At 54.0% G+C, this 26,458-nt stretch carries 27 protein-coding genes; 10 read left to right on the top strand and 17 right to left on the bottom strand.

The features are described from left to right. Positions 1-36 precede the first annotated feature (36 nt). Positions 37-1,086 (bottom strand): rhodanese-related sulfurtransferase, encoded by a 1,050-nt coding sequence (locus tag NYE92_RS22635; protein ID WP_019105715.1) that lies wholly within the window; start codon positions 1,084-1,086, stop codon positions 37-39. A gap of 260 nt (positions 1,087-1,346) precedes the next feature. On the opposite strand from NYE92_RS22635, the gene NYE92_RS22630 reads away from it, so the two are divergent. Next, positions 1,347-2,270: a Kdo(2)-lipid IV(A) acyltransferase gene (locus tag NYE92_RS22630; RefSeq protein WP_013025329.1), complete on the top strand. Its 924-nt coding sequence runs from the start codon at positions 1,347-1,349 to the stop codon at positions 2,268-2,270. A 26-nt stretch (positions 2,271-2,296) separates the two neighbouring features. On the opposite strand, the gene NYE92_RS22625 is transcribed toward NYE92_RS22630, so the two are convergent. Further along, positions 2,297-2,905, bottom strand: a complete 609-nt coding sequence (locus tag NYE92_RS22625) for a TetR family transcriptional regulator (RefSeq protein ID WP_029569856.1) — start codon at positions 2,903-2,905, stop codon at positions 2,297-2,299. Between the two features lie 114 nt (positions 2,906-3,019). Between NYE92_RS22625 and NYE92_RS22620 the strand changes: the two genes are divergently transcribed. The 3 genes from NYE92_RS22620 to NYE92_RS22610 all read left to right on the top strand — a co-directional run bounded on the left by NYE92_RS22620 (position 3,020) and on the right by NYE92_RS22610 (position 5,566). Next, the gene (locus NYE92_RS22620) at positions 3,020-4,507 is read left to right on the top strand and encodes an MFS transporter (protein WP_259019475.1); all 1,488 of its coding nucleotides are present in this window, start codon (positions 3,020-3,022) and stop codon (positions 4,505-4,507) included. Between the two features lie 143 nt (positions 4,508-4,650). Then, positions 4,651-5,001, top strand: a complete 351-nt coding sequence (locus NYE92_RS22615) for a DUF3147 family protein (protein ID WP_013025326.1) — start codon at positions 4,651-4,653, stop codon at positions 4,999-5,001. 163 nt (positions 5,002-5,164) lie between these two features. Continuing rightward, positions 5,165-5,566, top strand: a complete 402-nt coding sequence (locus tag NYE92_RS22610; protein ID WP_013025325.1) for a MysB family protein — start codon at positions 5,165-5,167, stop codon at positions 5,564-5,566. Here NYE92_RS22610 and NYE92_RS22605 read toward each other — a convergent pair. The 3 genes from NYE92_RS22605 to NYE92_RS22595 all read right to left on the bottom strand — a co-directional run bounded on the left by NYE92_RS22605 (position 5,557) and on the right by NYE92_RS22595 (position 10,027). After that, the gene (locus tag NYE92_RS22605; protein WP_259019474.1) at positions 5,557-5,796 is read right to left on the bottom strand and encodes a YceK/YidQ family lipoprotein; all 240 of its coding nucleotides are present in this window, start codon (positions 5,794-5,796) and stop codon (positions 5,557-5,559) included. The genes NYE92_RS22610 and NYE92_RS22605 overlap by 10 nt on opposite strands. A 147-nt stretch (positions 5,797-5,943) precedes the next feature. Next, positions 5,944-8,496, bottom strand: a complete 2,553-nt coding sequence (mdoH, locus tag NYE92_RS22600; protein ID WP_013025323.1) for a glucans biosynthesis glucosyltransferase MdoH — start codon at positions 8,494-8,496, stop codon at positions 5,944-5,946. Continuing rightward, on the bottom strand, positions 8,489-10,027 hold the full coding sequence (locus NYE92_RS22595) for a glucan biosynthesis protein G (protein WP_041457564.1): 1,539 nt from the start codon (positions 10,025-10,027) through the stop codon (positions 8,489-8,491). The genes mdoH and NYE92_RS22595 overlap by 8 nt, the downstream gene beginning before the upstream one ends. 281 nt (positions 10,028-10,308) lie before the next feature. On the opposite strand from NYE92_RS22595, the gene mdoC reads away from it, so the two are divergent. Further along, the gene (gene mdoC, locus NYE92_RS22590; RefSeq protein ID WP_013025321.1) at positions 10,309-11,433 is read left to right on the top strand and encodes a glucans biosynthesis protein MdoC; all 1,125 of its coding nucleotides are present in this window, start codon (positions 10,309-10,311) and stop codon (positions 11,431-11,433) included. Positions 11,434-11,464: 31 nt separating this feature from the next. Here mdoC and NYE92_RS22585 read toward each other — a convergent pair whose 3' ends face one another. Further along, positions 11,465-12,925: a phospholipase D family protein gene (locus tag NYE92_RS22585; RefSeq protein WP_019105718.1), complete on the bottom strand. Its 1,461-nt coding sequence runs from the start codon at positions 12,923-12,925 to the stop codon at positions 11,465-11,467. A 156-nt stretch (positions 12,926-13,081) separates the two neighbouring features. Between NYE92_RS22585 and NYE92_RS22580 the strand changes: the two genes are divergently transcribed. Continuing rightward, positions 13,082-14,242, top strand: coding sequence for a beta-glucosidase (locus NYE92_RS22580; protein WP_014606150.1), 1,161 nt, complete (start codon positions 13,082-13,084; stop codon positions 14,240-14,242). Here NYE92_RS22580 and NYE92_RS22575 read toward each other — a convergent pair. From NYE92_RS22575 to NYE92_RS22550, 6 genes are all read right to left on the bottom strand, one after another. Further along, positions 14,233-14,406, bottom strand: coding sequence for a hypothetical protein (locus NYE92_RS22575; protein ID WP_014606151.1), 174 nt, complete (start codon positions 14,404-14,406; stop codon positions 14,233-14,235). The two genes, NYE92_RS22580 and NYE92_RS22575, sit on opposite strands and share 10 nt — an antisense overlap. A gap of 32 nt (positions 14,407-14,438) precedes the next feature. Then, positions 14,439-14,582 carry a hypothetical protein gene (locus NYE92_RS22570; protein WP_014606152.1) on the bottom strand — a complete coding sequence of 48 codons (144 nt, stop codon included), beginning with the start codon at positions 14,580-14,582 and terminating at the stop codon, positions 14,439-14,441. Between the two features lie 75 nt (positions 14,583-14,657). After that, the gene (locus tag NYE92_RS22565) at positions 14,658-16,118 is read right to left on the bottom strand and encodes an efflux transporter outer membrane subunit (RefSeq protein ID WP_259019473.1); all 1,461 of its coding nucleotides are present in this window, start codon (positions 16,116-16,118) and stop codon (positions 14,658-14,660) included. After that, the gene (locus tag NYE92_RS22560) at positions 16,115-17,215 is read right to left on the bottom strand and encodes an HlyD family secretion protein (protein ID WP_259019472.1); all 1,101 of its coding nucleotides are present in this window, start codon (positions 17,213-17,215) and stop codon (positions 16,115-16,117) included. Before NYE92_RS22560 ends, NYE92_RS22565 begins: the two co-directional genes overlap by 4 nt. Beyond that, on the bottom strand, positions 17,212-18,897 hold the full coding sequence (locus NYE92_RS22555; protein WP_259019471.1) for an MFS transporter: 1,686 nt from the start codon (positions 18,895-18,897) through the stop codon (positions 17,212-17,214). Before NYE92_RS22555 ends, NYE92_RS22560 begins: the two co-directional genes overlap by 4 nt. Positions 18,898-18,899: 2 nt before the next feature. Next, positions 18,900-19,328, bottom strand: a complete 429-nt coding sequence (locus NYE92_RS22550) for a MarR family winged helix-turn-helix transcriptional regulator (RefSeq protein WP_013025313.1) — start codon at positions 19,326-19,328, stop codon at positions 18,900-18,902. A 154-nt stretch (positions 19,329-19,482) separates the two neighbouring features. Between NYE92_RS22550 and NYE92_RS22545 the strand changes: the two genes are divergently transcribed. From NYE92_RS22545 to NYE92_RS22530, 4 genes are all read left to right on the top strand, one after another. Continuing rightward, positions 19,483-20,328: an AraC family transcriptional regulator gene (locus NYE92_RS22545; RefSeq protein WP_259019470.1), complete on the top strand. Its 846-nt coding sequence runs from the start codon at positions 19,483-19,485 to the stop codon at positions 20,326-20,328. Between the two features lie 42 nt (positions 20,329-20,370). Next, positions 20,371-20,778, top strand: a complete 408-nt coding sequence (locus NYE92_RS22540; protein ID WP_110015016.1) for a DUF2000 domain-containing protein — start codon at positions 20,371-20,373, stop codon at positions 20,776-20,778. 370 nt (positions 20,779-21,148) lie between these two features. Next, positions 21,149-21,409, top strand: a complete 261-nt coding sequence (locus NYE92_RS22535; protein ID WP_013025310.1) for a biofilm/acid-resistance regulator YmgB/AriR — start codon at positions 21,149-21,151, stop codon at positions 21,407-21,409. Between the two features lie 134 nt (positions 21,410-21,543). Continuing rightward, positions 21,544-23,049, top strand: coding sequence for a SulP family inorganic anion transporter (locus tag NYE92_RS22530; RefSeq protein WP_064373499.1), 1,506 nt, complete (start codon positions 21,544-21,546; stop codon positions 23,047-23,049). 36 nt (positions 23,050-23,085) lie between these two features. Here NYE92_RS22530 and NYE92_RS22525 read toward each other — a convergent pair whose 3' ends face one another. The 5 genes from NYE92_RS22525 to NYE92_RS22505 all read right to left on the bottom strand — a co-directional run bounded on the left by NYE92_RS22525 (position 23,086) and on the right by NYE92_RS22505 (position 25,984). Then, complete coding sequence (locus NYE92_RS22525) at positions 23,086-23,283, bottom strand: DUF6404 family protein (RefSeq protein WP_013025308.1); 198 nt, start codon at positions 23,281-23,283, stop codon at positions 23,086-23,088. Between the two features lie 242 nt (positions 23,284-23,525). Beyond that, positions 23,526-23,705, bottom strand: a complete 180-nt coding sequence (locus tag NYE92_RS22520; RefSeq protein WP_014606159.1) for a hypothetical protein — start codon at positions 23,703-23,705, stop codon at positions 23,526-23,528. Between the two features lie 109 nt (positions 23,706-23,814). Further along, positions 23,815-24,084, bottom strand: coding sequence for a YrhK family protein (locus NYE92_RS22515; RefSeq protein WP_013025306.1), 270 nt, complete (start codon positions 24,082-24,084; stop codon positions 23,815-23,817). A gap of 303 nt (positions 24,085-24,387) precedes the next feature. Further along, positions 24,388-24,789 carry a hypothetical protein gene (locus tag NYE92_RS22510; RefSeq protein WP_014606160.1) on the bottom strand — a complete coding sequence of 134 codons (402 nt, stop codon included), beginning with the start codon at positions 24,787-24,789 and terminating at the stop codon, positions 24,388-24,390. A 988-nt stretch (positions 24,790-25,777) separates the two neighbouring features. Beyond that, complete coding sequence (locus tag NYE92_RS22505; RefSeq protein WP_013025305.1) at positions 25,778-25,984, bottom strand: hypothetical protein; 207 nt, start codon at positions 25,982-25,984, stop codon at positions 25,778-25,780. Between the last annotated feature and the right edge of the window lie 474 nt (positions 25,985-26,458).

Here is a 26,458-nt window from a genome sequence, read left to right as displayed (position 1 = left end):
TTAAGCCGCCTGAAGCCAGGCTTCAGGCGGCTCCGGCTATTTGCGGGTTGGCGCAGGAATGGTCATGTTCAGCAAGCCACGCGACTTGTTGAAAATTTTATTACCATTCTCACGTCCTGCCCGGCGAGCGCGTTGCTCTTCGGGTGACAGGCGGGCTTCCTCCTGACAGAGCGGGCTACAGCAGTGCTCGTACTTTTCGGCACAACGTTCACACTGGATAAACAGCAGGTGACAGCCGTCATTAACGCAGTTTACGTGGGTGTCACACGGCGTCCCGCACTGGTGGCAGTGGGATAACACATCATCCGAAATACGCTCGCCCATGCGTTCATCAAAGACAAAGTTCTTGCCTTTGAAACGCACCGGAAGATTTTGTTCCCGTGCGCGGCGCGCATACTCAATAATGCCGCCTTCGACGTGATAAACATCTTCGAACCCGTTATGGCGCATCCAGGCGCTGGCTTTTTCACAGCGAATCCCCCCGGTGCAGTACATGACGATTTTTTTATCCTTCTTATCCTTCAGCATGTCCACCGCCATCGGCAACTGGTCACGGAAGGTATCGGCAGGCACCTCAAGCGCATTATCAAAGCGTCCGACTTCATACTCGTAATGATTTCGCATATCCACGAATACCGCATCGGGATCGTCAAGCATAGCGTTCACTTCCGCCGCTTTCAGATAGTTGCCGACGTTGCTGGCATCAAAAGTTTCATCGTCGATGCCGTCCGCGACAATGCGGTCACGTACTTTCAGACGCAATACCCAAAACGATTTGCCATCGTCGTCGAGCGCGATATTCATACGCAGATGATTTAACGCCGGATCAAAACCGTACAAATAGGCCTTCATCGCCTCGTACTGGCTGGCGGGCACGCTCAGTTGTGCGTTGATGCCTTCGTGCGCAACGTAAATACGCCCAAACACCTTCAATGCGGTTAACCCGAGATAGAGTTCGTCGCGAAACGCTTTTGGATCGGCAATAGTGAAATACTTGTAAAAAGAGACTGTGGTGCGCGGCTCGGTTTCCGCCAGCATGCGCGCCTTCAGCTCTTTATTGGAAACAAGGTTGTGTAACACTGGCATGGTGTTCGTTCCTGTTATCAATAGAAGAAATTTAGCGCGCACATGATACCTGAATTGAAAAAAATGCGAAGCGTATAAGAAAAATTGATAGTTTAACCTGTACATTTTCGCCGGTCCGGGTATTCATACTTCTCTTTTTGCTCCCGACAACAACCTGCGAAATGCTGTAACATTTCAGCAGTGGGAAAAAAATGGCACAATAACCGCAACTGACGAAAAACAGCACCGCTGGTGCACGACGCAGGATAATAATATTTAAGATGACCCAATTGCCCCAATTTTCACGCGCGCTTTTGCATCCCCGCTATTGGTTAACCTGGCTGGGCATAATTCTGTTGTATATCCTGGTATTGCTGCCCTATCCACTACTCTATGCACTTGGTTGCCGTATTGGTCGCCTTGGTATGCGCTTCATGAAGCGACGCGTGGCCATTGCGCGCCGTAATCTGGAGCTCAGCTTTCCCGAGATGCCGGAAGTCGATCGCGAAGCCATGATTAAGCATAACTTTGAATCGGTAGGGATGGGGCTGATTGAAACCGGCATGGCCTGGTTCTGGCCCGACTGGCGCATCCACAAATGGCACAAACCTTCTGGTCTGGAACATATTCAGCAGGCCCATGATAGCCAGCGCGGCGTGCTGTTAATTGGCATGCATTTCTTAACGCTGGAGATCGGTGCTCGCATGTTTGGCATCCATAATCCCGGCATTGGCGTCTACCGGCCTAACGACAATAAATTAATCGACTGGCTGCAGACGCGCGGTCGTATGCGCTCAAATAAAGGGATGTTAGATCGTAAAGATCTCAAAGGCATGATTCGGGCGTTAAAGCGCGGCGATATCATCTGGTACGCGCCCGATCATGATTATGGCCCACGCAGCAGCGTATTTGTGCCTTTCTTTGGCGTGGAAAAGGCGGCAACAACCGTGGGTACGCATATGCTGATCCGCACCGGTAAACCCGCCGTCATCCCCTTTGTTCCACGTCGCCTGCCCGAAGGACGCGGCTACGAACTGATTATTCTGCCTGACGTCAGCGCGAATTTTCCCCTGACCAGCGACGAAGACACGGCTCTGCGCATGAACAAGGTGGTTGAAGAAGGCGTGCTCATCGCCCCTGAACAGTACATGTGGCTGCACCGCCGCTTCAAAACCCGGCCAGAAGGTGAGCCTTCACGCTATTAGGTCCGCTGCTCAGCCGCTGTTCGCGCTTACTGCGAGCAGCGGCTGCCGGGCGATAACGGACTGAACAGTTCCAACGTAATCAGGCGATGAATATGATTATCCGAGGCGGCGATGTCCAGCCCAGGCATGTTGAGTATGCAAAGCCCGTCGAGCCCACAGACCAGACTAATCAGCCGCCAGGCAATATTTTCCGCTTTATCAAGTAGCCTGAACTCACCGGCTTCCTCCCCCGCCTTGATGACGGCGACGGTTTCTTGCTGCCACATCTCCATTGCAACGATATAGGCGCCGCGCATTTCTGCATCGCGTCCTGCCAGGATCTGGGCTTCGCGCCACAACCGAATGTAGGGCTCAAACCGGCCATCATCGCTACCCAGCATGGAGAAGAGTCGCTCACGCCAGCTGGCGTTTTCCGTTACGGTTTCGGTGTCCAGTATTCTTCGGCTCAGGCGAATAAACGCCTGGGACTTAAGCTCGCCAATACCCGAGAAGTGATGATGCACCTGACCGACGGCAACCTGCGCCTCTGCGGCGATACGTCTTACCGTCATGGCCGCATAGCCTTCCTGAAGGGCAACGGTCATTGCGGCCTGCAGTATGCCTTCCCGGCGCTCATCGCGACTTAAATAGTTCATCTCAACCTACCTGAAACGGTAAAGCAACGAGTCTAACAAAAAGCTGGACAAGCGTTCAACATTAAGTAGGATCCGTTTTGGACATGTGTTCAACTTTATTTCAAAGGGATCGTAATGCTTCGTCAGTGGGTCGCGTTGGTGATTATCGTCATGCTGTATATCCCGGTCGCAATCGATGCCACGGTGCTGCATGTTGCCGTACCGACGCTGAGCATGACGCTAAACGCCAGTGGCAACCAGCTGCTGTGGATCATTGATATCTACTCACTGGTCATGGCCGGTATGGTGTTACCTATGGGTGCACTGGGCGATCGTATCGGATTTAAACGCCTGCTGATAACGGGTAGCCTGCTGTTTGGCCTGTCATCGCTGGCGGCGGCGCTGGCCCCTTCGGCTGCGTGGCTGATAGCAACCCGCGCGTCACTGGCCATCGGGGCGGCCATGATAATCCCGGCAACGCTTGCCGGGATCCGGACACTGTTTGTTGAAGCGCGCGATCGCAATATTGCGCTGGGCGTCTGGGCCGCCGTCGGTTCCGGTGGCGCCGCGTTTGGCCCGCTGCTTGGCGGTGCCGTACTGGAACATTATGACTGGGGGGCGATTTTTTTCATTAATGTCCCGCTTGTCGTGGTGATGGTTGTGCTCGCCGTCTGGCTGATTCCGGGACAGCCGGGGCGACCGGAGCAAAAACTGAATCTGCCCCATGCGCTGCTGTTGATCGTCGCCATACTGCTGTTGGTCTACAGCGCCAAAACGGCGCTCAAGGGTGATGTATCGCCGTCGCAGATCACGGCAGCCCTGATCGCAGGCGCCGCGATGCTTGCCTTGTTTATCCGTCTTCAACGGCGAGCGGAACAGCCGATGATCGATTTGCAGCTGTTTTGCCATCGCATAATTTTGAGTGGTGTGGTGATGGCCCTGACCGCGATGATCGCATTGGTGGGGTTTGAACTGCTCATGGCGCAGGAGCTGCAGTTTGTTCATGGCTTTACGCCCTTCGAAGCCGGAAAATTTATGTTGCCGGTCATGGTTGCCAGCGGCTTCAGCGGCCCCATCGCAGGGATACTGGTCGGCAAGCTGGGTCTGAGGCCAGTCGCAGTTGGCGGCATGGGATTCAGCGGTATCAGCTTTCTGGGGCTGTCGATGCTGGACTTCAGTACCCAGCAGTGGCAGGCCTGGAGCCTGATGGTGCTGCTGGGCTTTAGCGCATCCAGTGCCCTGCTGGTGTCGACCTCTGCCATTATGGCGGCCGCGCCAAAAGAAAAAGCCGCCGCAGCCGGCGCCATTGAAACCATGTCCTATGAGCTGGGTGCCGGACTGGGCATTGCCCTCTTTGGTCTGCTGCTGACCCGTAGCTTTACCGCTTCGATTGTGCTGCCGTCGGCACTGGATCCTGGGCTTGCAGAAAAAGCCTCATCCTCCATCGGTGAGGCCATTAAAGTGGCACAGACGCTGGAGCCTGCACTCGCCGGGGCAACGATTCAGGCGGCAAAAGCGGCCTTTACCACCTCTCACAGCGTGGCGCTGGTCAGCGCGGCTGTGCTGTTACTCCTGCTGGCTGCCGGTATTGGATTTAGCCTGGCAAAGAGCGCGCAGAAGTAACCGATGCGTTGCCGCGAACCGGCGCTGCAACGGGAGAACGATCCCGCAGTAACGATCGTGATAATATTCGCGATCGTTACTGCCTGAAGCCCTTTGATCAGGCTGGCGATAGCGCCGCTGAGCGGCTCAACAACGGAAAATCTATGCTCTGGCTTATCTCTAAATATGCGATAACTGCCCTGATGGTGGTGATTATTTCTGAAGCGGCTAAACGCAGCGATCGCCTGGGTGGGCTCCTGGCCGCCCTGCCGCTTGTCACCATCCTGGTGTTGATCTGGATGAAACTTGAAGGACAGAGCCAGACGAAGATCGCCGCTCATGCCTGGTATACTTTCTGGTATGTGGTACCGACCCTGCCGATGTTTATCCTCTTCCCGTTTTTGTACCAACGTACCGGCTTCTGGCTCACGCTGGGGCTGAGTTGCCTGATCACGATCGTCCTGTTCATGCTGTGGGCAGGTTTTCTGAAAAGGTTTGGTATTGACCTGTTGTAGGCCAGCAGGTGTTCACACAACACCGAGCTAGAGCAGCTAACGGATGCGATTCAGGACTGGCTGTATGTGCAGAACGTTCGTCCGCTAAAGTGGCCCGACTTTCCCTCCTGAGATTTTCGTCTATTCTTCACTGAAATCACGTTAATCAGGCAAGGAGAGAAGCATGAGTATGTTCACTACACTGGAAGAAGCGATTGATGCTGCGCGTGAAGAGTTTCTCGCCAGCCATCCGGATATTGAGCAAGACGATGCGGCCATCAACCAGTTTGGCCTGCAAAAATATGTGATGCAGGACGGTGACATCATGTGGCAGGCAGAGTTCTTCGAAGACGAAGGGGATTCGGGCGAGTGTTTGCCTGTGCGCAGCAATGAAGCCGCTCAGGCCATCTTTGACGGCGATTTTGATGAGATTGAACTGCGTCAGGAGTGGTTAGCAGAAAATACGCTGCACGAGTGGGATGACGGTGAGTTTCAACTTGAACCTCCGCTGGACAGTGAAGAAGGTAAAGCCGCGGCGCAGGAATGGGAAGACGATAACAGCGACTCTGACCGCAGTTACTCGTAAGGTCCATGGCTGGCATCTACCGGAATCAGCAGCGTGTCGACCACCAGTGACAGCGGCAGGTCGAGAATGGTGATAACCCGCCATGCGCCATCACGGATATCCCACTTTACGCCGAGGTAAAACTGATTACCGTGTCCCTGCCCGGGCACGGTACGGCTGATGATACTGCCGCAGCCGCTCAGCGTAACGACGGCGAGGGATAGCAGGATGACTTTAGCGAATGTATTCACAATAGCGACTCAGGTTAAACAGGCGCTATTTTAATCATGAGTTGAGCCGGGTTGCCATCCCCATTCGCGCAAAGTGAAAAATAATGTTGCCGTCTGTAACCGGCGACGGGCGTAAAAAAAGCGGCATTTCTGCCGCTTTTTTCATTGCTACGCCTGATGCGGTAAGGCATCGGGGTTGAGAGGCATTTTTTGATAGCTCTCTACCCACTGATGATACTTTTCACCACTTTCCCACAGGCGAGTATGCACACGCGCCAATACAACCGGATCGCTGATCAGCTGCAAGCGCTGCTCTCGATTCAGTTTTTCCGGCGCATCGCTCAGTGCCTGATCGACGCGCCGATCGCGCGCATGATCCAGTAACTGACTCTGCTTGTGGCGTGAGGTCGCGAGCGCGGTCGCCAGAGCGTTAAACGCAGGATGGAACAGCGCATGCATAAAGCCATTTTTCAGCACGCGCTGACGGTTGAGTTCCACATAGCGATCGGTATCCACCAGCTCTTTCGGCGGATCGTACTCTTCCGGGATCAGGAACAGCTTCGCTTTCTTACTCTTGATGCCGAGGCCAGAGCGGCTCGACATCACCGATACAAACGGCGACAGAATAAGCGAGAACACGATTGGCGCCAGCCACCACAGGAAGTTGAGATCCAGCCACCCCATCCCGGCAGCCCAGACAATGCCCAGGGCCATCTGCGAACCGTGACGCTTGAAGGCTTCGCTCCAGGGTGTGGCATCATCGTCACGCTGCGGTGAGTTCCAGACCACTTCCCAGCCCAGGAACGCGCTTACCACAAATACGGTGTGGAACAGCATACGCACCGGTGCCAGCAGCACCGAGAACAGCATCTCCAGCAGCAGCGAGACGAACAGACGTAGCGCACCGCCGTAGGGTTTCGCCCCCTTACACCAGATAAGCACCACGCTGAGCAGTTTCGGCAGGAAAAGCAGCACCAGCGTGGTCGAGAACAGCGCAATCGCCAGTTCAGGACGCCACTGGGGCCAGACCGGGAACAGCTGCCTTGGCTGCAGGAAGTAAGTGGGCTCCATGAGCGTATGCACCACCTGTAACGCGGTGGACAGTGCCAGGAACAGGAACCACAGTGGTGCCGACAGATAAGACATCACGCCCGTCAGGAAGACGGCACGGTGCACCGGGTGCATCCCTTTCACCAGAAACAGGCGGAAGTTCATCAGGTTACCGTGACACCAGCGGCGATCGCGCTTAAGTTCGTCCAGAAGGTTTGGCGGGAGCTCCTCATAGGAACCCGGCAAATCATAGGCGATCCATACGCCCCAGCCAGCACGGCGCATCAGTGCCGCTTCCACGAAGTCATGCGACAGGATGGAACCGGCAAACGAGCCTTCACCCGGCAGCGGTGCCAGTGCGCAGTGCTCGATAAACGGCTTCACACGAATGATGGCGTTATGGCCCCAGTAGTGCGATTCACCCAACTGCCAGAAGTGCAGACCGGCGGTAAACAACGGGCCGTAAACGCGGGTCGCAAACTGCTGACAACGCGCATAAAGCGTGTCCATGCCCGAGGCTTTTGGCGAAGACTGGATGATACCGGCATTAGGGTTAGCATCCATCATGCGCACCAGGCCCGTCAGACATTCACCGCTCATGACGCTGTCGGCGTCCAGCACCACCATGTAGCTATAGTTGCTGCCCCAGCGACGGCAGAAGTCATCGATGTTGCCGCTTTTACGCTTCACACGGCGACGACGACGGCGATAGAATATCTTGCCCGCGCCACCGACGTCACGTACCAGCTCCATCCAGGCTTTCTGCTCAGCGATAGCGATATCGGCATCGTAACTGTCACTCAGGATGTAAACATCAAAGTGCTCAGCATTGCCGGTACGCACCACTGATTCCCAGGTCGCCCGTAAACCAGCAAAAACGCGTCCTACATCTTCATTACAGATCGGCATGATCAGCGCGGTACGGTGCGCGGGATTAAGGGGTTCATCGCCGACGGTAGAATAGGAAATGCTGTATTTATCCCGACCAATCAGCAGTTGCAGGAAGCCCATCAACGCCGTCCAGAAACCCGCCGACACCCAGCAGAACAGGATCGCAAACAGGAACAGAATCCCGGTCTGCAACACATAAGGCAGAATCTGCATAACAGACTGCTGCCAGTTCTGGTTGATCATGTCCATGGGATCCAGCAGCGTCCAGCCCTGGTAAGGCAAAATGGTTTTCATGTACCACGTCGCCACCACGGTCTGCATAATCGTGAGGATCAACAGAATATAACGACGAATGGACCCCACGTGGCGCCACTTCTCTTCCGCGCGCTGCTCTTCGGCCGAAGCATAACGGGGAACAGACTTGTGTCCCCGTAGCGAGTCCCAGGCGCGAGCCAGCGGGTTAGTGCGCCAGGCTTCCGGGAACATCAATGAACGCTTCACTTTTGGCATCGCCTTTAACGTGGTGCGATCAAGATAGTCCTTGCCTAACTGTTGTCCCCCGGCAAGTGAATCGGGCCAGGCCATTTCCACTCGCGACGACACCGATTTTAAAGGTGCATCCTCAGGGCGATCGCTGGCAGCCACATCCTGGCCCAGCGATTCGTGTAACTGGTGAAACGTCTGCGCATTTTGCAACGAAGCGGCCAGACGCGTTTTTCCTGCCGCATCCAGCGGCAGGGCTTCTACATAGCGTTGAGGTGTAAAAGTCAAATTATTCATTGGCAGGTAACTGATAGCTCCAGGTTTCCGTCAATGTCTTGTCACCGCTGACCAGCGCTGCACGCATCTCTGTCGCCTGCTTGTTATCTTTCACGCGCAGACGCAATACCAGACGCCAGCCTTTGGTGACCGGATTGTAGCGAACGCTTTGTTCGACCACTTCGGCGTTCTTGCCTACGCTGACCTGCGGCGCAACCTGACTGTCGGCAGGCATTTCACTCATGTCTTTGCCGACGAAATCGATGGTGAAGGCAACAGTGCCATCCGGTTGACGGACTAAATTCGACTGCTTCACATCGCCCGCTGAACGCAGCGTATCTTTCACCCAGGCAACATCGTCAGAATGCAGTTTGTTTTCATTACGGCCAAAGTGCAGACGGTATTTGAAATCCATCGCTTTACCCGGTTCCGGCAGGTTTTCCGGTGTCCAGAACGTCACGATGTTATCGTTCGTCTCATCTGCGGTAGGAATCTCAACCAGCTCAACGCGCCCTTTACCCCAGTCGCCGATTGGCTCAACCCAGCCGCTTGGACGCAGGTCGTAACGGTCATCCAGGTCCTGATAGTTATTGAAATCACGTCCGCGCTGTAACAGCCCGAAGCCTTTTGGATTTTCAATGGTATAGGTGCTGACGGCCAGGTGACGTGGGTTATTCAGCGGACGCCAAATCCACTCACCGTTGCCGCTGTGAATCGACAGACCGTCTGAATCATGCAGTTCAGGACGGAAATTAGACACTGGCGACGGCTGATTGCGGCCAAACAGGAACATGCTGGTTAACGGTGCAATACCCAGTTTACCTACGTTGTCGCGTAAATAGACTTTGGTCTGCACATCAACCGTGGATTCCTGGCCTGGATGGATGGTAAAGCGATAAGCACCGGTCGCGCGTGGAGAATCCAGCAGTGCGTAGATCACCAGCTGCTTGTCCTGAGGTTTGGGTCGTTCAATCCAGAACTCTTTAAAACGCGGGAACTCTTCGCCTGATGGCAGTGCGGTGTCGATAGCCAGACCACGGGCAGACAGGCCATAAACCTGACCGGCACCGATCACGCGGAAATAGCTGGCGCCGAGGAAGCTGGCGATTTCGTCATCTTTCTTGTTCTTGCTGTTCAACGGATACAGCACTTTAAAACCCGCAAAGCCGAGGTTTTTCACCGCATCGGCATCGTGTTTCACATTGCCGAAGTTGAAATAATCAGGACTGTATTTGATTTCGCGTACGGTATTGGCGGTGATCTCGTTAATTTTCACCGGCAGATCAAAGTACATCCCCTGATGGTAGAATTCGAGTTTGAACGGCGTACGCAGTTTGCCCCAATACGCTTTATCGTGGTTGAACTGAATCTGCTGGTAGTCAGCAAATTTCATATCACGAAATTGAGAGGGTAAATTGCTTTTTGGCGCTTCGAAGCTTTTTCCGGACAGATCTTTGGCTTGTTTTGCCACATCATCAAAATTAAACGCCCAACTGTTGTTGGCATACAAAGCCAGCAGGACTGCCGCGCCAATCCAGCGCATTTTCGTCAGCCCAACATTATTTTTTTCTTTAGTCAGCACATCCCCCCCTTTCGTGTGCTTAATACAAACCCGCTTATCTTAATGGATAATTCGGCTTTCCGACAGCACATGCACAACAATGTTCCCGATAATCCTCTGCTCGAGGGGTGATTTTAGGACAATTAAACGTTACGGGCTCAACTGAGATTCAACTGATAGTATACTCTGTTATCTGCAGCTAGAATTTCCTTCCGACATAATACGGTTTCAGGGCGAAACCGGCTAAAAACGTACTAACGAACTGGAACTTTATGAGTACAACAAAAACTGAGCGTGAGTATTTTCTCGACTCGATCCGGGCCTGTTTGATGTTATTGGGCGTGCCGTTTCACGTTTCCCTGATCTATTCGTCGCAGAAATGGGCCGTCAACAGCAGCGACGCTTCGCTATGGCTTACGACCCTGAATGATTTTATTCATGCGTTCCGCATGCAGGTGTTTTTTGTCATCTCCGGCTACTTCTCTTACATGCTCTATCTGCGCTATCAGCCCCGACGCTTTCTGAAAGTTCGTCTGGAGCGGGTCGGCATTCCGATGCTTACGGCGGTGCCCTTAATTACGCTGCCGCAGTTTTTTATGCTGAAGGCATGGACAAGCAAATACGCGGACTGGAGCGCCCTGCCGCCCTACGCGAAATTCAACAACCTGATGTGGGAGCTGATCTCCCACCTGTGGTTTTTACTGGTGCTGTTAATTCTTACCACACTCGGCATGATCACGTTCCGCTGGTTGCGGGATCAAAAGCGTAACATTGATTATCAACACGTGGGCTGGGGGAAACTGGCGCTTGGCCTGTTGATCTGGGGCCTGATGTGGGGCGCTTTTCGACGTGTTGTCTTTTACACGAATCCAACCCTGTTAAGCGATGCGCTGTTTAATTTCGTGGTGATGCAGTCCCTGTTCTACCTGCCCTTTTTTATGCTGGGCGCACTCAGTTGGAAACATCAGGCGCTGAAACAGCTGTTCGTGCGGGTGAATCCCGTGCTGTTCATTGGCGCAGTGCTGCTGCTGGTGGCATATATTGTCAATCAACGCACAAGCAGTGGTGAAGGCTGGTTGTATGAGCTGGACGCGTTAATCAGCAGCATGATGGGACTTTGCATGCTGAACGTCTGTTACAGTCTGGGACATAAACTGCTTAACTCACATTCGCCAGGCATTATGTATCTGGTTAACGCCTCGCTGTTTATTTATCTGGTGCACCATCCCCTGACGCTGTTGTACGGCATTTATGTGACGCCTGTACTGCATAACAATACGCTGGGCTTCCTGCTGGGTCTGGTCATGGTATTTGGCGTGTCATTCACGTTGTATGAGTTGCACCTGCGTATTCCTCTTCTGCGTTTTCTGTTTTCCGGTAAGCCGCAGAAGCGCTAATGATAAGGCGATCGCTGCCGATCGCCTTGCTTCAAAGCAGCCACTCAATAGGCAATCGCCACACCAGTCGAACCTGCAGACGCTGCCACCAGCTGCAGCCGGGTTCATGCTTGTGAACAACCTGCTGCGCCTCGCCGGGATACTCCAGCCAGTTTACTCTTCCCCACTTGTCCAGCCGCAACGTCCAGGCCCGATCGCGCATTGAGTCGCTAAAACGCTGATGGGTTTCGGCGGCCAGTTTTTCACTTTCAATGACCAGCCCCATTTCGGTGTTGAGCACCGCCGAGCGTGGATCGAAGTTAAATGAGCCGATAAACAGGATTTTTTCATCCACTGAAAAGGTTTTCGCGTGCAAACTTGAGCCTGAATTACCGGTCAAGCCGCGATCGTGCGGCGTGTCATTCAGGCCGGCCTGGGGTTTTAATTCGAAAAGCGAAATCCCGTGCCGCAACAGTTTTTTCCGCCATTTTGCATAGCCCGCATGCACAATGGACACATCGTTTGCCGCCAGCGAGTTCGTTAACACCGCGATCTTCACCCCTTTGCGCTTCATCGCCAGCAGTTGGGCAACCCCCGCGCGGGTCGGCACAAAGTAAGCGGAAATGATGTCGAACTGATGCTGAGGCGCGCCGATCACTTCCATCATACGCTGAGGCAGAAGTGACTTGCGTCGCGCTTTTCCCAGGCCCTTGCGCGGATCGTCACTCAACAGTCGCGTTTTGGCCCAGACAAAAGGCAGATCGTCCTGAGTCAGTTGATCGATCAGCGAGGACTTATTCAGGCGCTGAAGATAATGCTGTACGGTCTCGCTTTCACGCCACTCCGGCGGTAACACCACATCCGGATGCGCCGACATCGGCTGATCCAGCACCTCGCTTAGCGGCGAAACGGGTTTACTGTTCCAGTAGCGTTCAAAATCTTCGGCCACTTCGTTAACCACCGAGCCGATAGCCAGCACGTCGAGATCGGCAAACAGGGGTTCGTTGCCCGTACCAAAATATTCGTCGCCAATGTTACGTCCACCGACTACCGTCGTGACGCCATCCGCCGTGAAGCTCTTATTATGCATCCGCCGGTTGAGGCGGGCGAAGTCGGTGAGATAGCCCAGCGCGCGCAGGGTACGAAAGGAGAACGGATTGAACAGCCTGACGGTAATGTTGGGATGGTGATTCAGCTGCGCCAGCGTATCATCCAGCCCTGGCGTATTGTTATCGTCCAGCAGCAGCCGTACGATCACCCCGCGATTGGCGGCCTCCAACATGGCACTGAACAGCAACCTGCCCGACATATCGTTTTGCCAGATATAGTATTGTATATCCAGCGTCTTCGCGGCTTTCTCCATCAGCAGGTAACGTGCGGCAAAAGCATCCAGCCCATCACTGAGTGGATGAATGCCGCTCAACCCCGGATGGTGCAAACAAAGCGGAACCAGCCGCTCTTCAAGCCAGCTCTGCCGTGATGGGCTCTGGGGCAAATCAAACGCTTCGGTCATGAATATTCCCTGAATCATACTGTCATTTATTATTATTCCTCCGGGCGCCAGAGTATGCCAGCGCCGGTTGCACATCAGCCATGCTGATGGCACCGTTTTTTAGTCTAGACTTAGTCGAACGATCTGTGACTGTCATTTGCCCGGCAGGAGAGGAATATGAGTCAATCGCCCTTAACTGACGACCGTTTACGCCATCATCCCCGCCTGTTTCAGAGCTTTTTTCAGGGCAGCTTCCCCTGTTCCACCGCCTGCCGCACGCCGGGCAAACGGCTGGATATGGTGATCAGCAGCGGGCACGATATGCTGCTTAAAAAAGACTATGCGGCACTGGTCGATCTGCATCTGTTGACCGCGCGGGATGGTGCACGCTGGCACCTGATTGAAAAAACGCCTAACCAGTACGACTGGAGCAGTTTCCTGCCAATGGTCGAAGCGGCACGGGATAACCAGTTGCAGATCATCTGGGAACTGGCCCACTTTGGCTATCCCGATCATATTTCTGTCTGGAAAGCCGGGTTCGTCGACCACTTCGAACGTTATGCCCGGGAAATGGCGCGCATTATCCGCGATCAGGGCATTCAGCAGGCTTTTTTCACGCCCGTAAACCAGATCTCATTCTGGTCTTGGGCAGGCGCCGACGTGGCCTGGTTTAATCCCCATGCCAGTCAGCGTGGTAAAGAGCTTAAGCGGCAACTGGTTCGTGCTTCTCTGGCTGCCATGCAGGCAATTCGTGAGGTGATACCCGACGCCCGTTTTGTGCTGACCGATCCTTTGGTGCAGATTGCCCATCATCCCGATAACCCCGACAGTAAACCCGGGGCTGATGCACAGCATCAGGCGCAGTTTGAAGCCTGGGATATGTTAGCCGGACGTGTCGATAAAGAACTAGGCGGGCACGAAGATTTTCTGGATATTCTGGGCCTGAACTACTATCCGGATAACCACTGGTTCTTCCCCGATCGGCCAATGGACAGAGACGACCCGGTACGCGCCCCGCTCCATATTCTGCTGGCGCAATACTGGCAGCGTTACCAACGTCCCATGCTGATAGCCGAAACCGGTGCCGAAGGCGAAGCTCGCGCGCCCTGGCTACAGGAGGTCAGTGAAAACGTTGCCGTTGCCCTGGATCAGGGCATTGCGATGGAGGGCATTTCGCTCTATCCCGTGGTGGAGTACCCGGCATGGGCAGACGACAGGCGTTCTCCAGGGTCACTGCTGGGCCTCGCCGATCCCAATGGCAACCGCACCGTGCATGAGGACCTGGCACTGGTGCTGCGCAGTCAGCAGATAAAGTTCACTAAGCGCGATCAGAGCTGACGCGAGGGCGGTTTGGGATAACAGGTTTGCGTATCAAGGCGCTCCGGCGGCGAGGCAAGGCGGCTGTCGTTTAGCCACGTCACCACAAACAAGAAAGTGACGCCGATCAGGCAAGCGGTCAGCAGGCCAATAATCGCAATCAGTTTATCATCTCTCGATTCCATCCCTCACTCCTTTCAGGTCCGGTTGATAAACACTAACTCATCCAAAGCGTGACGATCAAAACGAAAATAATCAGCGTGACCGAGGTTACTGCCAGCACCACAATCGCAAAGTGAGCATCGGCAAGGGGCTGAACCACAGGTTCATCGTGCTCTTCTGGTGGGCTGGGTAAAAGCATGCTCTTCCTGGTTAACGCGTGGCTCAAAGGTGCATTTGCGGGCTACAGTGTAGAGCAATCTTATTCAGGAATCCGTTATTTTACAAACCCGCCCTGATGGAGCGGCACGACCGGAATGTGCCGCCCTTCAGCCCCTGCCATACCGGATAGTGCGACGCTATTCCCGGCAGACCAGCCGCCGCCCAGCGCGCGATACAGCTCAATTTGCGCCTGCAGTAGATTATTTTTGACCGTCACCAGGTTCAGTTGAGTCGCAAACAGGGTGCGCTGTGCATCCAGCTCGTCCAGATAAGAGGCATAACCGTTTTGGTAGCGTTCGGTCGCGATGCGCAACGCGTCGGCGACAAACTGTTCCTGTTGACGAAGCGCTTCCTGTTGCGCCTCGCCCTGGCGAATCGCATCCAGTGCATTATTCACCTCTGAAAAGGCGTTTCGCACCACTTTCTCATAGCTGTACAAAGCCTGATTACGCGAAGCCATGGAGACATCCACCTGCGCGGTTAACGCTTCGCGGTTGAGTAAGGGGGCCAGAATACTGCCGCCGACGCTCCACAGGCGGAAAGGATCGTCCACCAGCTGATGCAACACGGAACTCTGAAGCGTGCCTGAGGCAGTGAGGTTAATTCCCGGCAGCAGCTTCGCTTTGGATGACGCCAGCGTGGCATCGGCGGCCAGCAGTTGACGCTGTGCCTGCACGATATCAGGACGACGATTCAGCAGTGCAGACGGCAGCACGCCCGGCATAACCTGCGGCATGATGGCCGTGAACGCCCGATGGCGTGCGATTTCACGTGGATTCATCCCTACCAGGATGCTGAGCGCATTTTCCTGTTGCGCAATTTGATGCTGGAGTTGCGGAACCTGAGCTTTAGCGGACTGATACTCAGATGAAGCCTGCATCCACTCCAGCCGGGAGGTATATCCCGTTTCGAACTGGCGCTGCGCCAGTTTGAGCGAGTTGTGCCGCGTTGCCAGCGTAGCCTCGGTAACGCGCAGTTGCTCATCCAGCGCGCACAGCGTCATATAACCGGATGCCACCGAACTGGCGATGGTCAGCTCGGCTGCCGAGGCGGCGGCCTGCTGTGCCTCCAGCGTCGCCTGCGCCGCATCGATCGAACGGCTGCGCGCGCCCCACAAATCCACATTGTAGCTGGCCTGTAGCTGTCCCTGAAAAACAGAGGTGTCATTAGGCTGTCCCGTCGCCGCGGATAATGCGCGCTGACGCGTCGCCGCGACGCCGCCGCTGAGCGTCGGAAAATTGTCCCCTTCCGTTGCACGTAGCTGGGCCCGATACTGATCAACCCGTGAACGGGCGATCAGGATATCCGGATTATTACGCAACGCCTGATCCACCAGGCGATTCAGATCGGCGTCGCCGAAGGCCTGCCACCATGCGGCTTCCGGTGGCGCAGAAGGCCCTACCCGATCGCGCCACTGTGGGGGAATGGGCAAGGCGGACGGGGCTTTGTCGACCTGGGTGCTGCACCCTGCCAGCACGACCGCCAGCAGGGCAGCGGCTATACGCAAGCCCTTCATGGCGTTTTCTCTCCCTCTCCGTCCACGTGTGCGGCCGTGTCAATGCTGACCTCAACCGACATCCCGGGACGCAGCTGTTGCTGGACCTCTGGCGCCACATCAATACGTACCGGAATACGCTGAGCGATTTTAACGAAGTTGCCGGTCGCATTGTCCGGCGATATGGCACTGAATTCTGAACCTGCAGCAGGTGAAAGATATTCAACGCGACCCTGGAAGGTTTTACCGTCCAGCGCATCCACACGAATCGTTACCGGCAGCCCCGGACGAATATGCGCCAGCTGCGTTTCTTTGTAGTTCGCGATAATCCACTTATGGTTGGGCACCACCGACGTCAGGCGCGTACCGGCCGTCACGTAGGCGCCTTTACGCACGGATAGCTGTCCGAGTTGCCCTTCGTCAGGTGAGGTAATGCGCGTGTTGGCCAGATCGATTTCCGCCAGCTCCAGAGCGGCCTTCGCGCTGGCCACGTCCCCTTCAAGCGAGGCACGGTTAACAATGACCGTTTGCAAGTTTTGCTGGGCCACCGCAACCTGCGCTTCCGCCTGATGCAGCTGAGCCAGCCCCTGCGCATTCGCCGCGTGCGCCGCATCGCGTTCGCGCACCGAGAGCGAACCGTCTGCGGCCAGATTTTCAACACGTTTTAGATCCAGACCGCTTTTCACCGCCTGGGCTTTGGCGTTTTCCAGCGCCGCTTTATTACTCTGAATCGTGGCCTGCGCGCTGAGGCGCTGCTGCTGATTATTATTGAGTGCAGCCTGCTTCATGGCCAGCTGCGCCTGCGCCTGGTGCACGCGCTGACGATAGATACGATCGTCAATGGTCATCAGTAACTGACCTTTTTTAACCGGCTGCAGGTCAACCACATCCACCTGGGTCAGATAACCATTTACCTGCGGGCTGATAAACGTGACCTGCCCGCGGACATAGGCATTTTCCGTGCTCTGAACGGAACTGGTGAAAGGCCAAAGCTGCCAGGCATACAGAATAACCAGCACGCCTGTCACCACAATACCGCTGCCTAAGGCAATCGAGAGAATACGACGGCGGTTGGCCCGATCGCGCTCTGCTGCCTGAAGTTCATCCTGTTGACTCATTGTTGCTCCGTTCGTTCTTGTGCGGCGGCAAGCTGACGCTGCTCTGCCAGATTGAAGGTGGCCTGTCGCCAGTCGAGATAGCGCCGACGCGTTAAGCGCCACAGCACCCACATCAGGGTAATCAGCGCCAGAGCCGCCGTCAGCAGATAGGTATCGTTATAGGCCAGTACGTTGGCCTGCAAGGTTGCGACTGACTGAAGCTGGCTGGTGCTTTGTGCACTAAGCAGGGCGCTGTCGTTGATCTGACTGGTAAACAGGGCGCCATATTGGCTAAGCCGTTCACTGACGTTGGGATCCAGTAACGATAATTGATCGCCAAGAAGACTGGAGTGATATTTTTCACGCCAGGTTTGAAAGGTGCCCAGAATCGCCGAGCCGATTAAGCCGCCCAGATTTTGGCTCATGCCAAACAACACCACAAAACTGACCAGATTTTTCGGCTGGGTCACCACGCTACCAATGCCCATCAGCATGGCGGGCGCCATAAAAAAGGCGCTGCCGAATCCCAGTAAAAACTGGCTTAAGTACATGTTGTTCGCGCGGGTAACCGGGCTGGATTGCGCGTCCATCAGTGAGGCGATGATCATCACGATGAGTGACACCACAATCGGCCAGTTGAGATGCGTTGGCTTAATGGTTAGCGCACTGGCAGCAATGCCGGCAATCACCCCGGCGATGATCGCCCAGGCTAAGCCGTGCAACTGATCGTTTTGTAGGCCAATCTGCTGCAAAAAACCTATCGCACCGGTATTCTGCTCCGCCAGCACGATACGAATCATGATCATCACGATGCCCAGACGCACGATCATCCCGTTGCTGAGCCAGCGCGTATTGATCAGCGGATTGCGGCGGTTATGCTCAATCACAAAAGCCGTGACGATCAGCACCAACGCCAGCACAGCACAAACGCCGAGCCAGGGCGTGCTAAACCACCATTCAATTCGGCCAAGAGACAGTACGCCGCACAGCAGTGCCATGCCCGGTGCCAGCAGCATAAAGGTGACGAAATCCATCTTCTCAAACGCCTTAATACGATCGCCCGGCGGCAGCTTAACCACTAACACCGCGCCTAACGCAATCAGCGCTAATCCCAGCTCAAACAGATAAAGCCCGCGCCACTCCTCAAGCTGGAGCAACTCGCTGGAAAAGAGTCGGGCCAGCGGAATCGCCAACTGCGAAACGGTCAGGCCAATAACCAGGGCCTTCAGGCGATGTTTCGCAGGCCACGCCTGCACCTGATAATAGATCCCCAGCGAGCTCAGGGCAGCGCCCACCATGCCATGGGCGGTGCGTACGATAATCGCCGAACTGAGATCGTTGGCAAAGAGATGGAAAAAGGCGACTAAGACATAAAGCACCAGAAAGGCTTCGGTGAAAACCCGCAGTCCAAACTGCTGACGAAATTTCACCAGCAGCAGGTTGATAGAGATATTCCCCATCACATATACCGCCGGTAGCCAGGCGATTTCATTGGAGTAAGCGGCAAAGGTTCCTTGCAGATTCGTGAGGTTCGCACTGACCAGCGCGTTGCTCAGTGCACCGGTCAGGGAGATCAGCAGGCCAATCAGCCCAAACGCAATGCGTTTAGGCGTTGAGTGCAGCGGCGTCGAAGGCGACCCCGGCAGCATAGGTTTTTCATGTGGCAACCATTCACGCGCAGCGTAGGGATTGCGCCGGGCCATAATTACATCGTTCCCATTCGGGTCAGCAGTGTCTCTAAAATTCGCTCAACCACCGCGAGCTCCTGAGGATCGATATCAGCCAGCAGCTCAGCACGTAAGGCATCCGCGTGGGTTTTAACGTTGGCGAACGCGTCATTCCCTTTTTCGGTCAGCACCAGGTGACGTTTGCGGCGATCTTCGGCTGGCTGCACGCGCGTCAGTAAATCCTGCTTCACCAGACGATCCACCAGCGGCACCATACTGGCATCCTCCAGCCCCATCCGTTGCGCCAGTTCCGTTTGCGTAAGCCGCTGAGGTTCGCTGGCAATAAGCCCAATCGCCATCCAACTGCTGGTACTTAAGCCACTGTCTTTCAAATGACGATCGACGGCCAGACGCCAGGCATGAGCAGTAAGATGGAGCAAGTGCGTAAAGGTACGGGTAGATGACATTTAAATAGCAACCTAATGATTAGAGTTCTAATTAGTTGAATAAGTTATTATACGCAAAGCAAATTGCGAATGAAAAGTGTCTGCTCTGTTAAATACTGGATAATCGCGGCAGAATGTCCAGGTTGATACTGTCGTAAAAGTTTAGTGGAGTAAAATGCGTATGAAAGACTCAACAGACAGCTGGGTGGATTTGCGTCGCGACCCAAACAGCGGTATTGAATCTCTGCGGGCGCATTTTACCGGTCATGCCTACGATCCTCACTGGCATGACAGCTATTTAATTGGCGTGACTGAGCAAGGCGTACAGCAGTTCCATTCCCGACGCCAGCGTCATCACAGCCGCCCCGGCACCGTCTTTATGTTAGAACCTGAAGAACTGCATGACGGCGATGCCGTTGATGCCCAGGGTTTTACCTACCGTATGCTGTATCTTTCGCCTCATCAGCTACATCAGCAGCTTGCGCCAGCCTGTCTTGATGGACTCCCCTGCGGAGAGCTACGCTTTGCCAGCACGCTGAAAGACGATGGTCAACTCTCCTGGGCGGTCTGGCACGCGTTTGACGCTTTCTGGCACGATCATCCCCGGCTCATTAAAGATGCAGCGCTGGATCGCTTATTCCAGCAACTCCGTTATTCTCCCGTCTTGCGCGGCGCCCGGGCAGAGACAGCACCGTCGCTGGCGCATCAGGCGCGCGACTGGTTGATGGCTTATCATGCGGAAAATCCCGGCATTGCCGAGCTGGCACAGGCGCTCAACGTCGATCGGTTTCGCCTCTCCCGGCTGTTTCAAAAACAATGGGGCCTGCCGCCGCACGCCTGGTTAGTGCAGTGGCGCCTGAGCCAGGCGCGCCGTCGGCTGGCCATCGGTGAATCGCCCGCACAGGTTGCAGCCGAGCTGGGTTTCGCCGACCAGAGCCATCTGGGGCGCTGGTTCAAACGCGCCTGCCAACTGACGCCCGCGCGTTACCAGCAACTGTGCACAAATCTTCCAGACGCCTGAGCTGAGCCTTGCCACAATGGCTTTTTGCCTCAGGAGATGAAAATGACAGAACCACGATGTGTAATGATATTGAACAGCGCGTTACCCGCTGGCAAAGCAACCAATGCCGCAGCCGTTATCGCCCTGACCGTGGGTCAGCGGCACCCTTCCCTTGCAGGCGAAGCCCTTGAGGATGCCGCCACCCGGCGCTTTCCCGGCCTGATTCCTGTAGGCATCCCCGTGCTGGCCGCCGATGCACAGCAGCTCAGCGCATTATGGCCGCAGGCTGAGCAGGCGGAATGCGATATTGTGGTGTTTCCGGAAGAAGGTCAGTCGACGACAGACTATGGCGCCTTTACTGCCGCCATGAAGACACAACCGGCATCGGAATGGCGTCTGCTGGGCGTGGCTATCGTCGGGGACAAGAAGAAGGTCCGTAAACTCACCGCGAAACTTCACCTGTTTGCTTAACCTGCTGTGAATCGTGCTGCTCACGCGCCGATTTTTCAACTTGTACACATTTCCCTGTACAGATTAACGGCAAATAATTTACCTAAAATGCTGATTGTTAACCATTAGCATTTTTTGCTTAATAATTTACTTGTACAATCAAAGTTACATTGTATAACTTTACAGCCAACGAGTTGTGATCACGACTCTGTAACGAATGATGCATCTGCGTCGCCTCTGAAGGTGTAATGGATTTCCACCCTCAGAGGTTTCTTTTTTGATTATCTCGACCTGTTTACGGCGTTGGGTTCCATTGTATTTTATGCGATGGCTTTTAGGTCTGTTTGTCCTGCTGTCCGCCCGGGTAGCTGGCTATTTGAAAGGCTAACACATGCAAAACACACTGCCCCAAACTGATAAAGAGATTGCTGACTACTTTACCGTTGCTGGTAACAAGCCTGACAGTGATATGGAAATTCTTGGACTGGTGGTTGCAGAAATTCTGCAGTCAGGCATGGCTGTGAATAACAAAGCGATAATTTCTAAGCTGATTCATCGTCTTGAACTGGAAAGTGACGAAGTTTCACTGGATGTTTATCGTCACCTGCTGGAGATGGTGGTGTATAAAACCCCTGACGACTTAACGGTATAGTCCTTTCTCCATGGATGGAGTCATTTCGCTTTCTCTGGCTTCTTCGTTTATCCATCGGTAACATCTGCCCCTCACCATATCCAGTCCTCCTTGCCTTTCGCGCAAGATATGAATAAAAGAGCCTGCACAACATTATGATTCAACAAAACGATGTCGCCACGACCGCCGTTGTGGAAAACGATATCAGTGTGGGGCGCGTACTGCGCTCGCCTGCACTGCTTACCCGAGAATGTCTGGCTGGCGTCATTACGGCCCTGGCACTGATTCCTGAAGTGATCTCTTTCTCTGTTATCGCGGGCGTCGATCCCAAAGTCAGCCTGGTCGCCTCTGTTGTACTTTGCCTGACGCTGTCCATTCTTGGCGGACGGCCGGCCATGGTGACGGCGGCGGCGGGTTCGGTGGCGCTGGTGATTGGCCCGATGGTACATGCCCATGGCGTGGCCTACATTCTGCCTGCGGTCGTGATGGCCGGACTGATTCAGATTCTGTTTGGTGTCACCGGCATGTCACGGGCGATGCGCTATATCCCACGTTCGGTGATGATCGGCTTTGTGAATGCGCTTGGCGTGTTGATTTTCTTTGCTCAGGTTCCCCACGTCTGGGGTCAGTCGCCTGTAGTATGGGCTCTGTTCGCACTCACTCTGGCGATTGTGCTGCTGTTGCCCCGAGTGCTTAAAAGTGTTCCTTCCCCTCTGGTCGCCATTATCGTTGTGACCGGCGTGGCGCTGCTGATGGGTTACCGGGTACCGGATGTGGGGGATGAAGGCCCGATGAGTGCCGGCTTACCTGACTTTACGACCTTAGCCGTACCGCTCGACCGCCACACGCTGCAAATCGTCTGGCCCACGGCGCTCAGCATTGCGTTTGTCGGACTGATGGAATCGCTGCTGACCGCCAAATTAGTTGATGATCTTACGGACACGCCTTCCAGCAAACGGCGCGAATCCTGGGGGCTGGGCATAGGCAATATTTTTGCTGGCTTTTACGGCGGCATCGCCGGCTGCGCCATGATTGGCCAGACCATTGTTAACGTAGAACTCGGCAAAGCGCGCAGTCGGGTATCAACGATTGCGGCGGGCCTGGTCCTGCTGCTTCTCGTCACAGGCCTGAGCCACATTATGGCGAAGATCCCTATGGTTGTTCTGGCCGGAATCATGATGGTGGTCGCCGTCAAGACGGTAAACTGGCACAGTCTACAACCGGCAACCCTGAAACGGATGCCCTGGTCAGAAACACTGGTGATGGTGCTGACGGTAGGCATTACGGTACTCACCGGTAATCTCGCGCTTGGGGTACTAGCTGGGGTTATCGTTGCGATGATGTTATTTGCACGCCGCGTTGCGCATGTCATTCATGCCGAAAGGCAGCTAAGCGAAGACGGGCAGTCGGTGCGTTACACCGTGCGCGGGCCGCTGTTTTTTGCCAGCAGCAACGATTTGTTTGAGCACTTTGATTACGCACAGGATCCGAAATCCGTCATTATCGACCTCACCCACGCGCAAATCTGGGATGCCTCCAGCGTCGCCGCGCTGGATGGAATCGAATATCGCTACCAGCGTTATGGCACGCACGTGACCATAGAAGGACTGGATCTGCGCAGCAGTGATTTCCATCGCCGCTTGACCGGTAATCTAAGCTGAGTCACTGGCCTGCTGCCTGAGCGCAGCAGGTCGCAGTCAGGCTTGCTGGCGGCGGGCTTTGTAGCGGGCCACCATGGTGATGAGTGCCTGGTATAGCAAACCGGCATACAGGCTCATTAAAATGGCCAGTCCAATCTCTTTGCCCTGCGCCTGCCATGACATAAACCACATGAAGACGCCCCACAGAACCGAAAAAATCAGCCAGCCGCGGACGAATTTCAAAATGCCATTCATAACATTACTCCTCTACATTGATGCGCTACCTTAACCGGAGTGAAGACAAAAAGCCGAATCATCATCGTGAGATGAGAAGTATCTCAAAAAACAAACAAATGGCCTTCCTCGCTTCGCTTTTCCCCTTCGCCGCCCTATTTTTAGTTACGGGTGTCTACAATTAGCTTACTGTTAATTTCATAAGGGAAATAGAATGAATCGTCGTCTGACCTTTTTAGCCGCTGCTTTTGTCGTTTCCACGCTCAGCGCCTGCGCACCGCCGCCGCCAGGTCCGGGTTGCGGCGCGCCACCGCCGCCGCATGATCGTCGTCCACCACCACCGCCTCCACCGCCAGAACAGGCTTTCGCGCCACCACCTCCTCGGGCTGACGCCCCTCCTCCGCCCCCTCCAGCCGCAACCGGCGAACAACCGCCTCCGCCACCGGCTCGCACCTGGTAACGTTTTAGCAGCGATGTTAAGTCTGACCGCCTTACAGCCGGGCCGCAGGATAGCGGCCGGGCTGACTCATCTGAACCACCTATCTCAGGCTGTCACCGCGAAGTGGCAGGGCGAGAGCGATAAACACGTTTGACATGAATAAGCTCTGCCAGGGTTATCGCCGGGCGTAACAGAAGTTGAAGGCTGCCGACCACAAATAACCAGGTACCGCCGGTCATTAGCGAATCGAAGAAAAAAAGAACGCTTCCTGTCAAAAACCATATCGCGATAAAGAGATCGTTCAGTGCCCCAAGGGCCCGGTAGCGGCGCGCTATGATGATGTGGTCTGAACCGAAATCGATTTCTGCTTGATGTCCGGGCACGGCTTGTCCTTATCAGTCACGAGTGTAGAGTTGGTGATGATAAGGTTAGTGCATCAAGAGGCATCTCAGGTGAGTCTTCCTCACCGACGCATGACGCTTTAAATAAGTTTTAGTCTTTAGGCAAAACCGCACGCAGATAACCCAGCTTCTGCTGCCCTACTCTGATCTGAACACAGGTTTCACAGTAACGTACATCCACTGTCGTTTATCCTTTCAGATAAGACGAGCTCAGCCAGGAAAAACATTATCAGACGCATTCGAAAATGCGTCTTGTGATAGTCTTAGTGAAACGAACGTGCTTGTTTACTGGACCTTATCTGCCTGAATGGTCACAGAACCTGTATTGTCTGCGCAGTTGTCATCACCAATGTAAGCGATAAGATAATAATTGCTTCCAGCCACATTAATCTGTTGTGGTGTACTGCTGATTGCAGACCCCCATCTTGCCGTACTCATTCCACCAGCCATAACAACCCGATCAATCTGACATGAACTTCCTGTGACGCAGTTGGCGCTATTCGACGTCAGGTAAATATTATAGGTACCCGCATCGAGGTTGAATTTCAGAGGCGAACCACTTTGAACCTTACTGTTAACGGCCTGAGGATCAAAGCAGTTATTTTTGGCATCGACGACAAAAGATGCAGCCTGACTACCAAACGACAGTGATACTAAACTCAATGCGATGAACGATTTTAATTTCATTATGGTGACTCCCGTTTAATTTGATGTAATTGACTGAGCGCGTTCCGGCCTTCACGGCACAGCCCTTGCGCTCGATTTCATTCTGTACTGAGGCTTGTGAGAGTACTACGGACATGCGTCCGGCTATCGATGGCACGTCAACAGAAGAGAACAGCCGTCATAAAGCCTGGCAATCAGGATTTTCAAGATATGTCGTTGCGGCTTTTAACTGCCTCAGGTTGAGACAGACAGTGACGGGATTACAAATGGAAAAACGGTATGAGGAATAACCATCTCAAAATATCTTTTGTGAGAGCGCGATTGATCACTATGTCCAGTTGAGCCTGAATACAGGGTATGTGAAAAATTGCGGGTATGAAACAATCGCACTGAGCCTGTGCCAACCACAGTCCTGGCAGCAGGTGTTCCAGACCGGTAAAAGTCGAGTGCTTACCCTCGCGCCGGTTTAGCTACGTCTTTCATCTCAGCGGAAAACTTCCGCAGCTTATGAGTGAAAGTCACAAGCATTAACCCAAGATAAACCGTGCCTGCCTATACAAGCTCGTAGCGTGATACCCGACGATAGAGCGTTAAGGACAGGGATATACATTGGAAAAAGATGTCTCGCGATAAGAAAAGAGGCCAATCAGGGTCATTAATTTTATGAAGAATATCTGAGGAAAGTTAAAGACCGGCAAACCATTGAAGTATAAGAATAAAAAAACAAATGATCGTTGTCGTTTTTATCCAAATTTAGATCTGAAGGTTTCTGCTTCCCAGCCGATAATCAAAATGTAATCGATAGTACCTTATCTTTATAGCCCTGTTCGCTATGCCCACATCCGAGTGGGCTTTTTTATATCTGACGCAGGCATATCGTGCCTTTTATCGATCAAATCTCATTCAGTTGTATCTAAAAAGCACGATCACTGTATGCTTCCACAGTCAGTCAAAATTGACTGCTGGATTTTCCCTTGTAACAGTTTCTGCCTGTGTAACGCAGGCCTTTTTAATTTACTGCCTTCCCTGCCCTGACAAACTCCGCCGCCATTCTGTAAACCTCCGCCTGAAGTGGATTCGTCTCCTCTTTCATCCAGTCTTCAAGTATTTCAGCAAGCTCTAAATCAAAAAAACCTTCTTTTACATCAAGCAGTTCCAGCACGGCTTTACCGATTGCGGTAAAGATAATATAGGGCCGTTCATCATCGTCGTCCATGTGAGCCTAAGTTGTGAAACGGAAATTCAGCATAGCACATAAAATGAGCAATTAATTTTATTCCTGCGGTTGAAGGCTTCCCTGCTCTTTTGGCTGTTGCCCATCAAGCTCAAACGCTAGCGCTGATGCCGCTGACTACAGCCTGCACGCATCTGTTTTCCTCTTTAGTTTGTGAACGACCTGGCCTTGAGTTTTCGACGCGGGCCTAAAGCTGAGGGATGCCAAAATGCAGGTTTATGCAAGGCAGGAGAGTACGAGGATAAGGATGGGCTGAAAGTCCATGATGAAAGATGGCAGCAAAAAATGTCTGTTGCCACACTGCTGCCATTTTGCTACCACTGCCGAATGTCAGACACAAAAAAACCGCCCAAAGAGGCGGCTTAAACGACATTGCTACTACTTGATTTTATTGATGTTTCAATATGGTGCCCGGGGCGGGACTTGAACCCGCACGACCTTGCGATCGAGGGATTT

It is taken from the genome of Pantoea sp. B566, from assembly GCF_024793925.1.
GTDB classification, from domain to species: Bacteria; Pseudomonadota; Gammaproteobacteria; order Enterobacterales; family Enterobacteriaceae; genus Pantoea; species Pantoea ananatis.
The sequence above is the reverse complement of the archived record's forward strand: the minus strand, read 5'-3'. Positions and strand labels throughout refer to the sequence as shown.

Excerpts from the sequence above, each read along its gene's own strand:
- NYE92_RS22535 (WP_013025310.1), top strand. The coding sequence starts at position 21,149 with ATGCAAAACACACTGCCCCAAACTGATAAAGAGATTGCTGACTACTTT.
- NYE92_RS22575 (WP_014606151.1), bottom strand. The coding sequence starts at position 14,406 with ATGGAATCGAGAGATGATAAACTGATTGCGATTATTGGCCTGCTGACC.
- NYE92_RS22610 (WP_013025325.1), top strand. The coding sequence starts at position 5,165 with ATGAGTATGTTCACTACACTGGAAGAAGCGATTGATGCTGCGCGTGAA.
- NYE92_RS22585 (WP_019105718.1), bottom strand. The coding sequence starts at position 12,925 with ATGACCGAAGCGTTTGATTTGCCCCAGAGCCCATCACGGCAGAGCTGG.
- NYE92_RS22530 (WP_064373499.1), top strand. The coding sequence starts at position 21,544 with ATGATTCAACAAAACGATGTCGCCACGACCGCCGTTGTGGAAAACGAT.
- NYE92_RS22615 (WP_013025326.1), top strand. The coding sequence starts at position 4,651 with ATGCTCTGGCTTATCTCTAAATATGCGATAACTGCCCTGATGGTGGTG.
- NYE92_RS22570 (WP_014606152.1), bottom strand. The coding sequence starts at position 14,582 with ATGCTTTTACCCAGCCCACCAGAAGAGCACGATGAACCTGTGGTTCAG.
- NYE92_RS22630 (WP_013025329.1), top strand. The coding sequence starts at position 1,347 with ATGACCCAATTGCCCCAATTTTCACGCGCGCTTTTGCATCCCCGCTAT.
- NYE92_RS22635 (WP_019105715.1), bottom strand. The coding sequence starts at position 1,086 with ATGCCAGTGTTACACAACCTTGTTTCCAATAAAGAGCTGAAGGCGCGC.
- NYE92_RS22525 (WP_013025308.1), bottom strand. The coding sequence starts at position 23,283 with ATGAATGGCATTTTGAAATTCGTCCGCGGCTGGCTGATTTTTTCGGTT.
- NYE92_RS22565 (WP_259019473.1), bottom strand. The coding sequence starts at position 16,118 with ATGAAGGGCTTGCGTATAGCCGCTGCCCTGCTGGCGGTCGTGCTGGCA.
- NYE92_RS22580 (WP_014606150.1), top strand. The coding sequence starts at position 13,082 with ATGAGTCAATCGCCCTTAACTGACGACCGTTTACGCCATCATCCCCGC.
- NYE92_RS22555 (WP_259019471.1), bottom strand. The coding sequence starts at position 18,897 with ATGGCCCGGCGCAATCCCTACGCTGCGCGTGAATGGTTGCCACATGAA.
- NYE92_RS22540 (WP_110015016.1), top strand. The coding sequence starts at position 20,371 with ATGACAGAACCACGATGTGTAATGATATTGAACAGCGCGTTACCCGCT.
- NYE92_RS22620 (WP_259019475.1), top strand. The coding sequence starts at position 3,020 with ATGCTTCGTCAGTGGGTCGCGTTGGTGATTATCGTCATGCTGTATATC.
- NYE92_RS22625 (WP_029569856.1), bottom strand. The coding sequence starts at position 2,905 with ATGAACTATTTAAGTCGCGATGAGCGCCGGGAAGGCATACTGCAGGCC.
- mdoC (WP_013025321.1), top strand. The coding sequence starts at position 10,309 with ATGAGTACAACAAAAACTGAGCGTGAGTATTTTCTCGACTCGATCCGG.
- NYE92_RS22545 (WP_259019470.1), top strand. The coding sequence starts at position 19,483 with ATGCGTATGAAAGACTCAACAGACAGCTGGGTGGATTTGCGTCGCGAC.
- NYE92_RS22505 (WP_013025305.1), bottom strand. The coding sequence starts at position 25,984 with ATGGACGACGATGATGAACGGCCCTATATTATCTTTACCGCAATCGGT.
- mdoH (WP_013025323.1), bottom strand. The coding sequence starts at position 8,496 with ATGAATAATTTGACTTTTACACCTCAACGCTATGTAGAAGCCCTGCCG.
- NYE92_RS22560 (WP_259019472.1), bottom strand. The coding sequence starts at position 17,215 with ATGAGTCAACAGGATGAACTTCAGGCAGCAGAGCGCGATCGGGCCAAC.
- NYE92_RS22550 (WP_013025313.1), bottom strand. The coding sequence starts at position 19,328 with ATGTCATCTACCCGTACCTTTACGCACTTGCTCCATCTTACTGCTCAT.
- NYE92_RS22510 (WP_014606160.1), bottom strand. The coding sequence starts at position 24,789 with ATGAAATTAAAATCGTTCATCGCATTGAGTTTAGTATCACTGTCGTTT.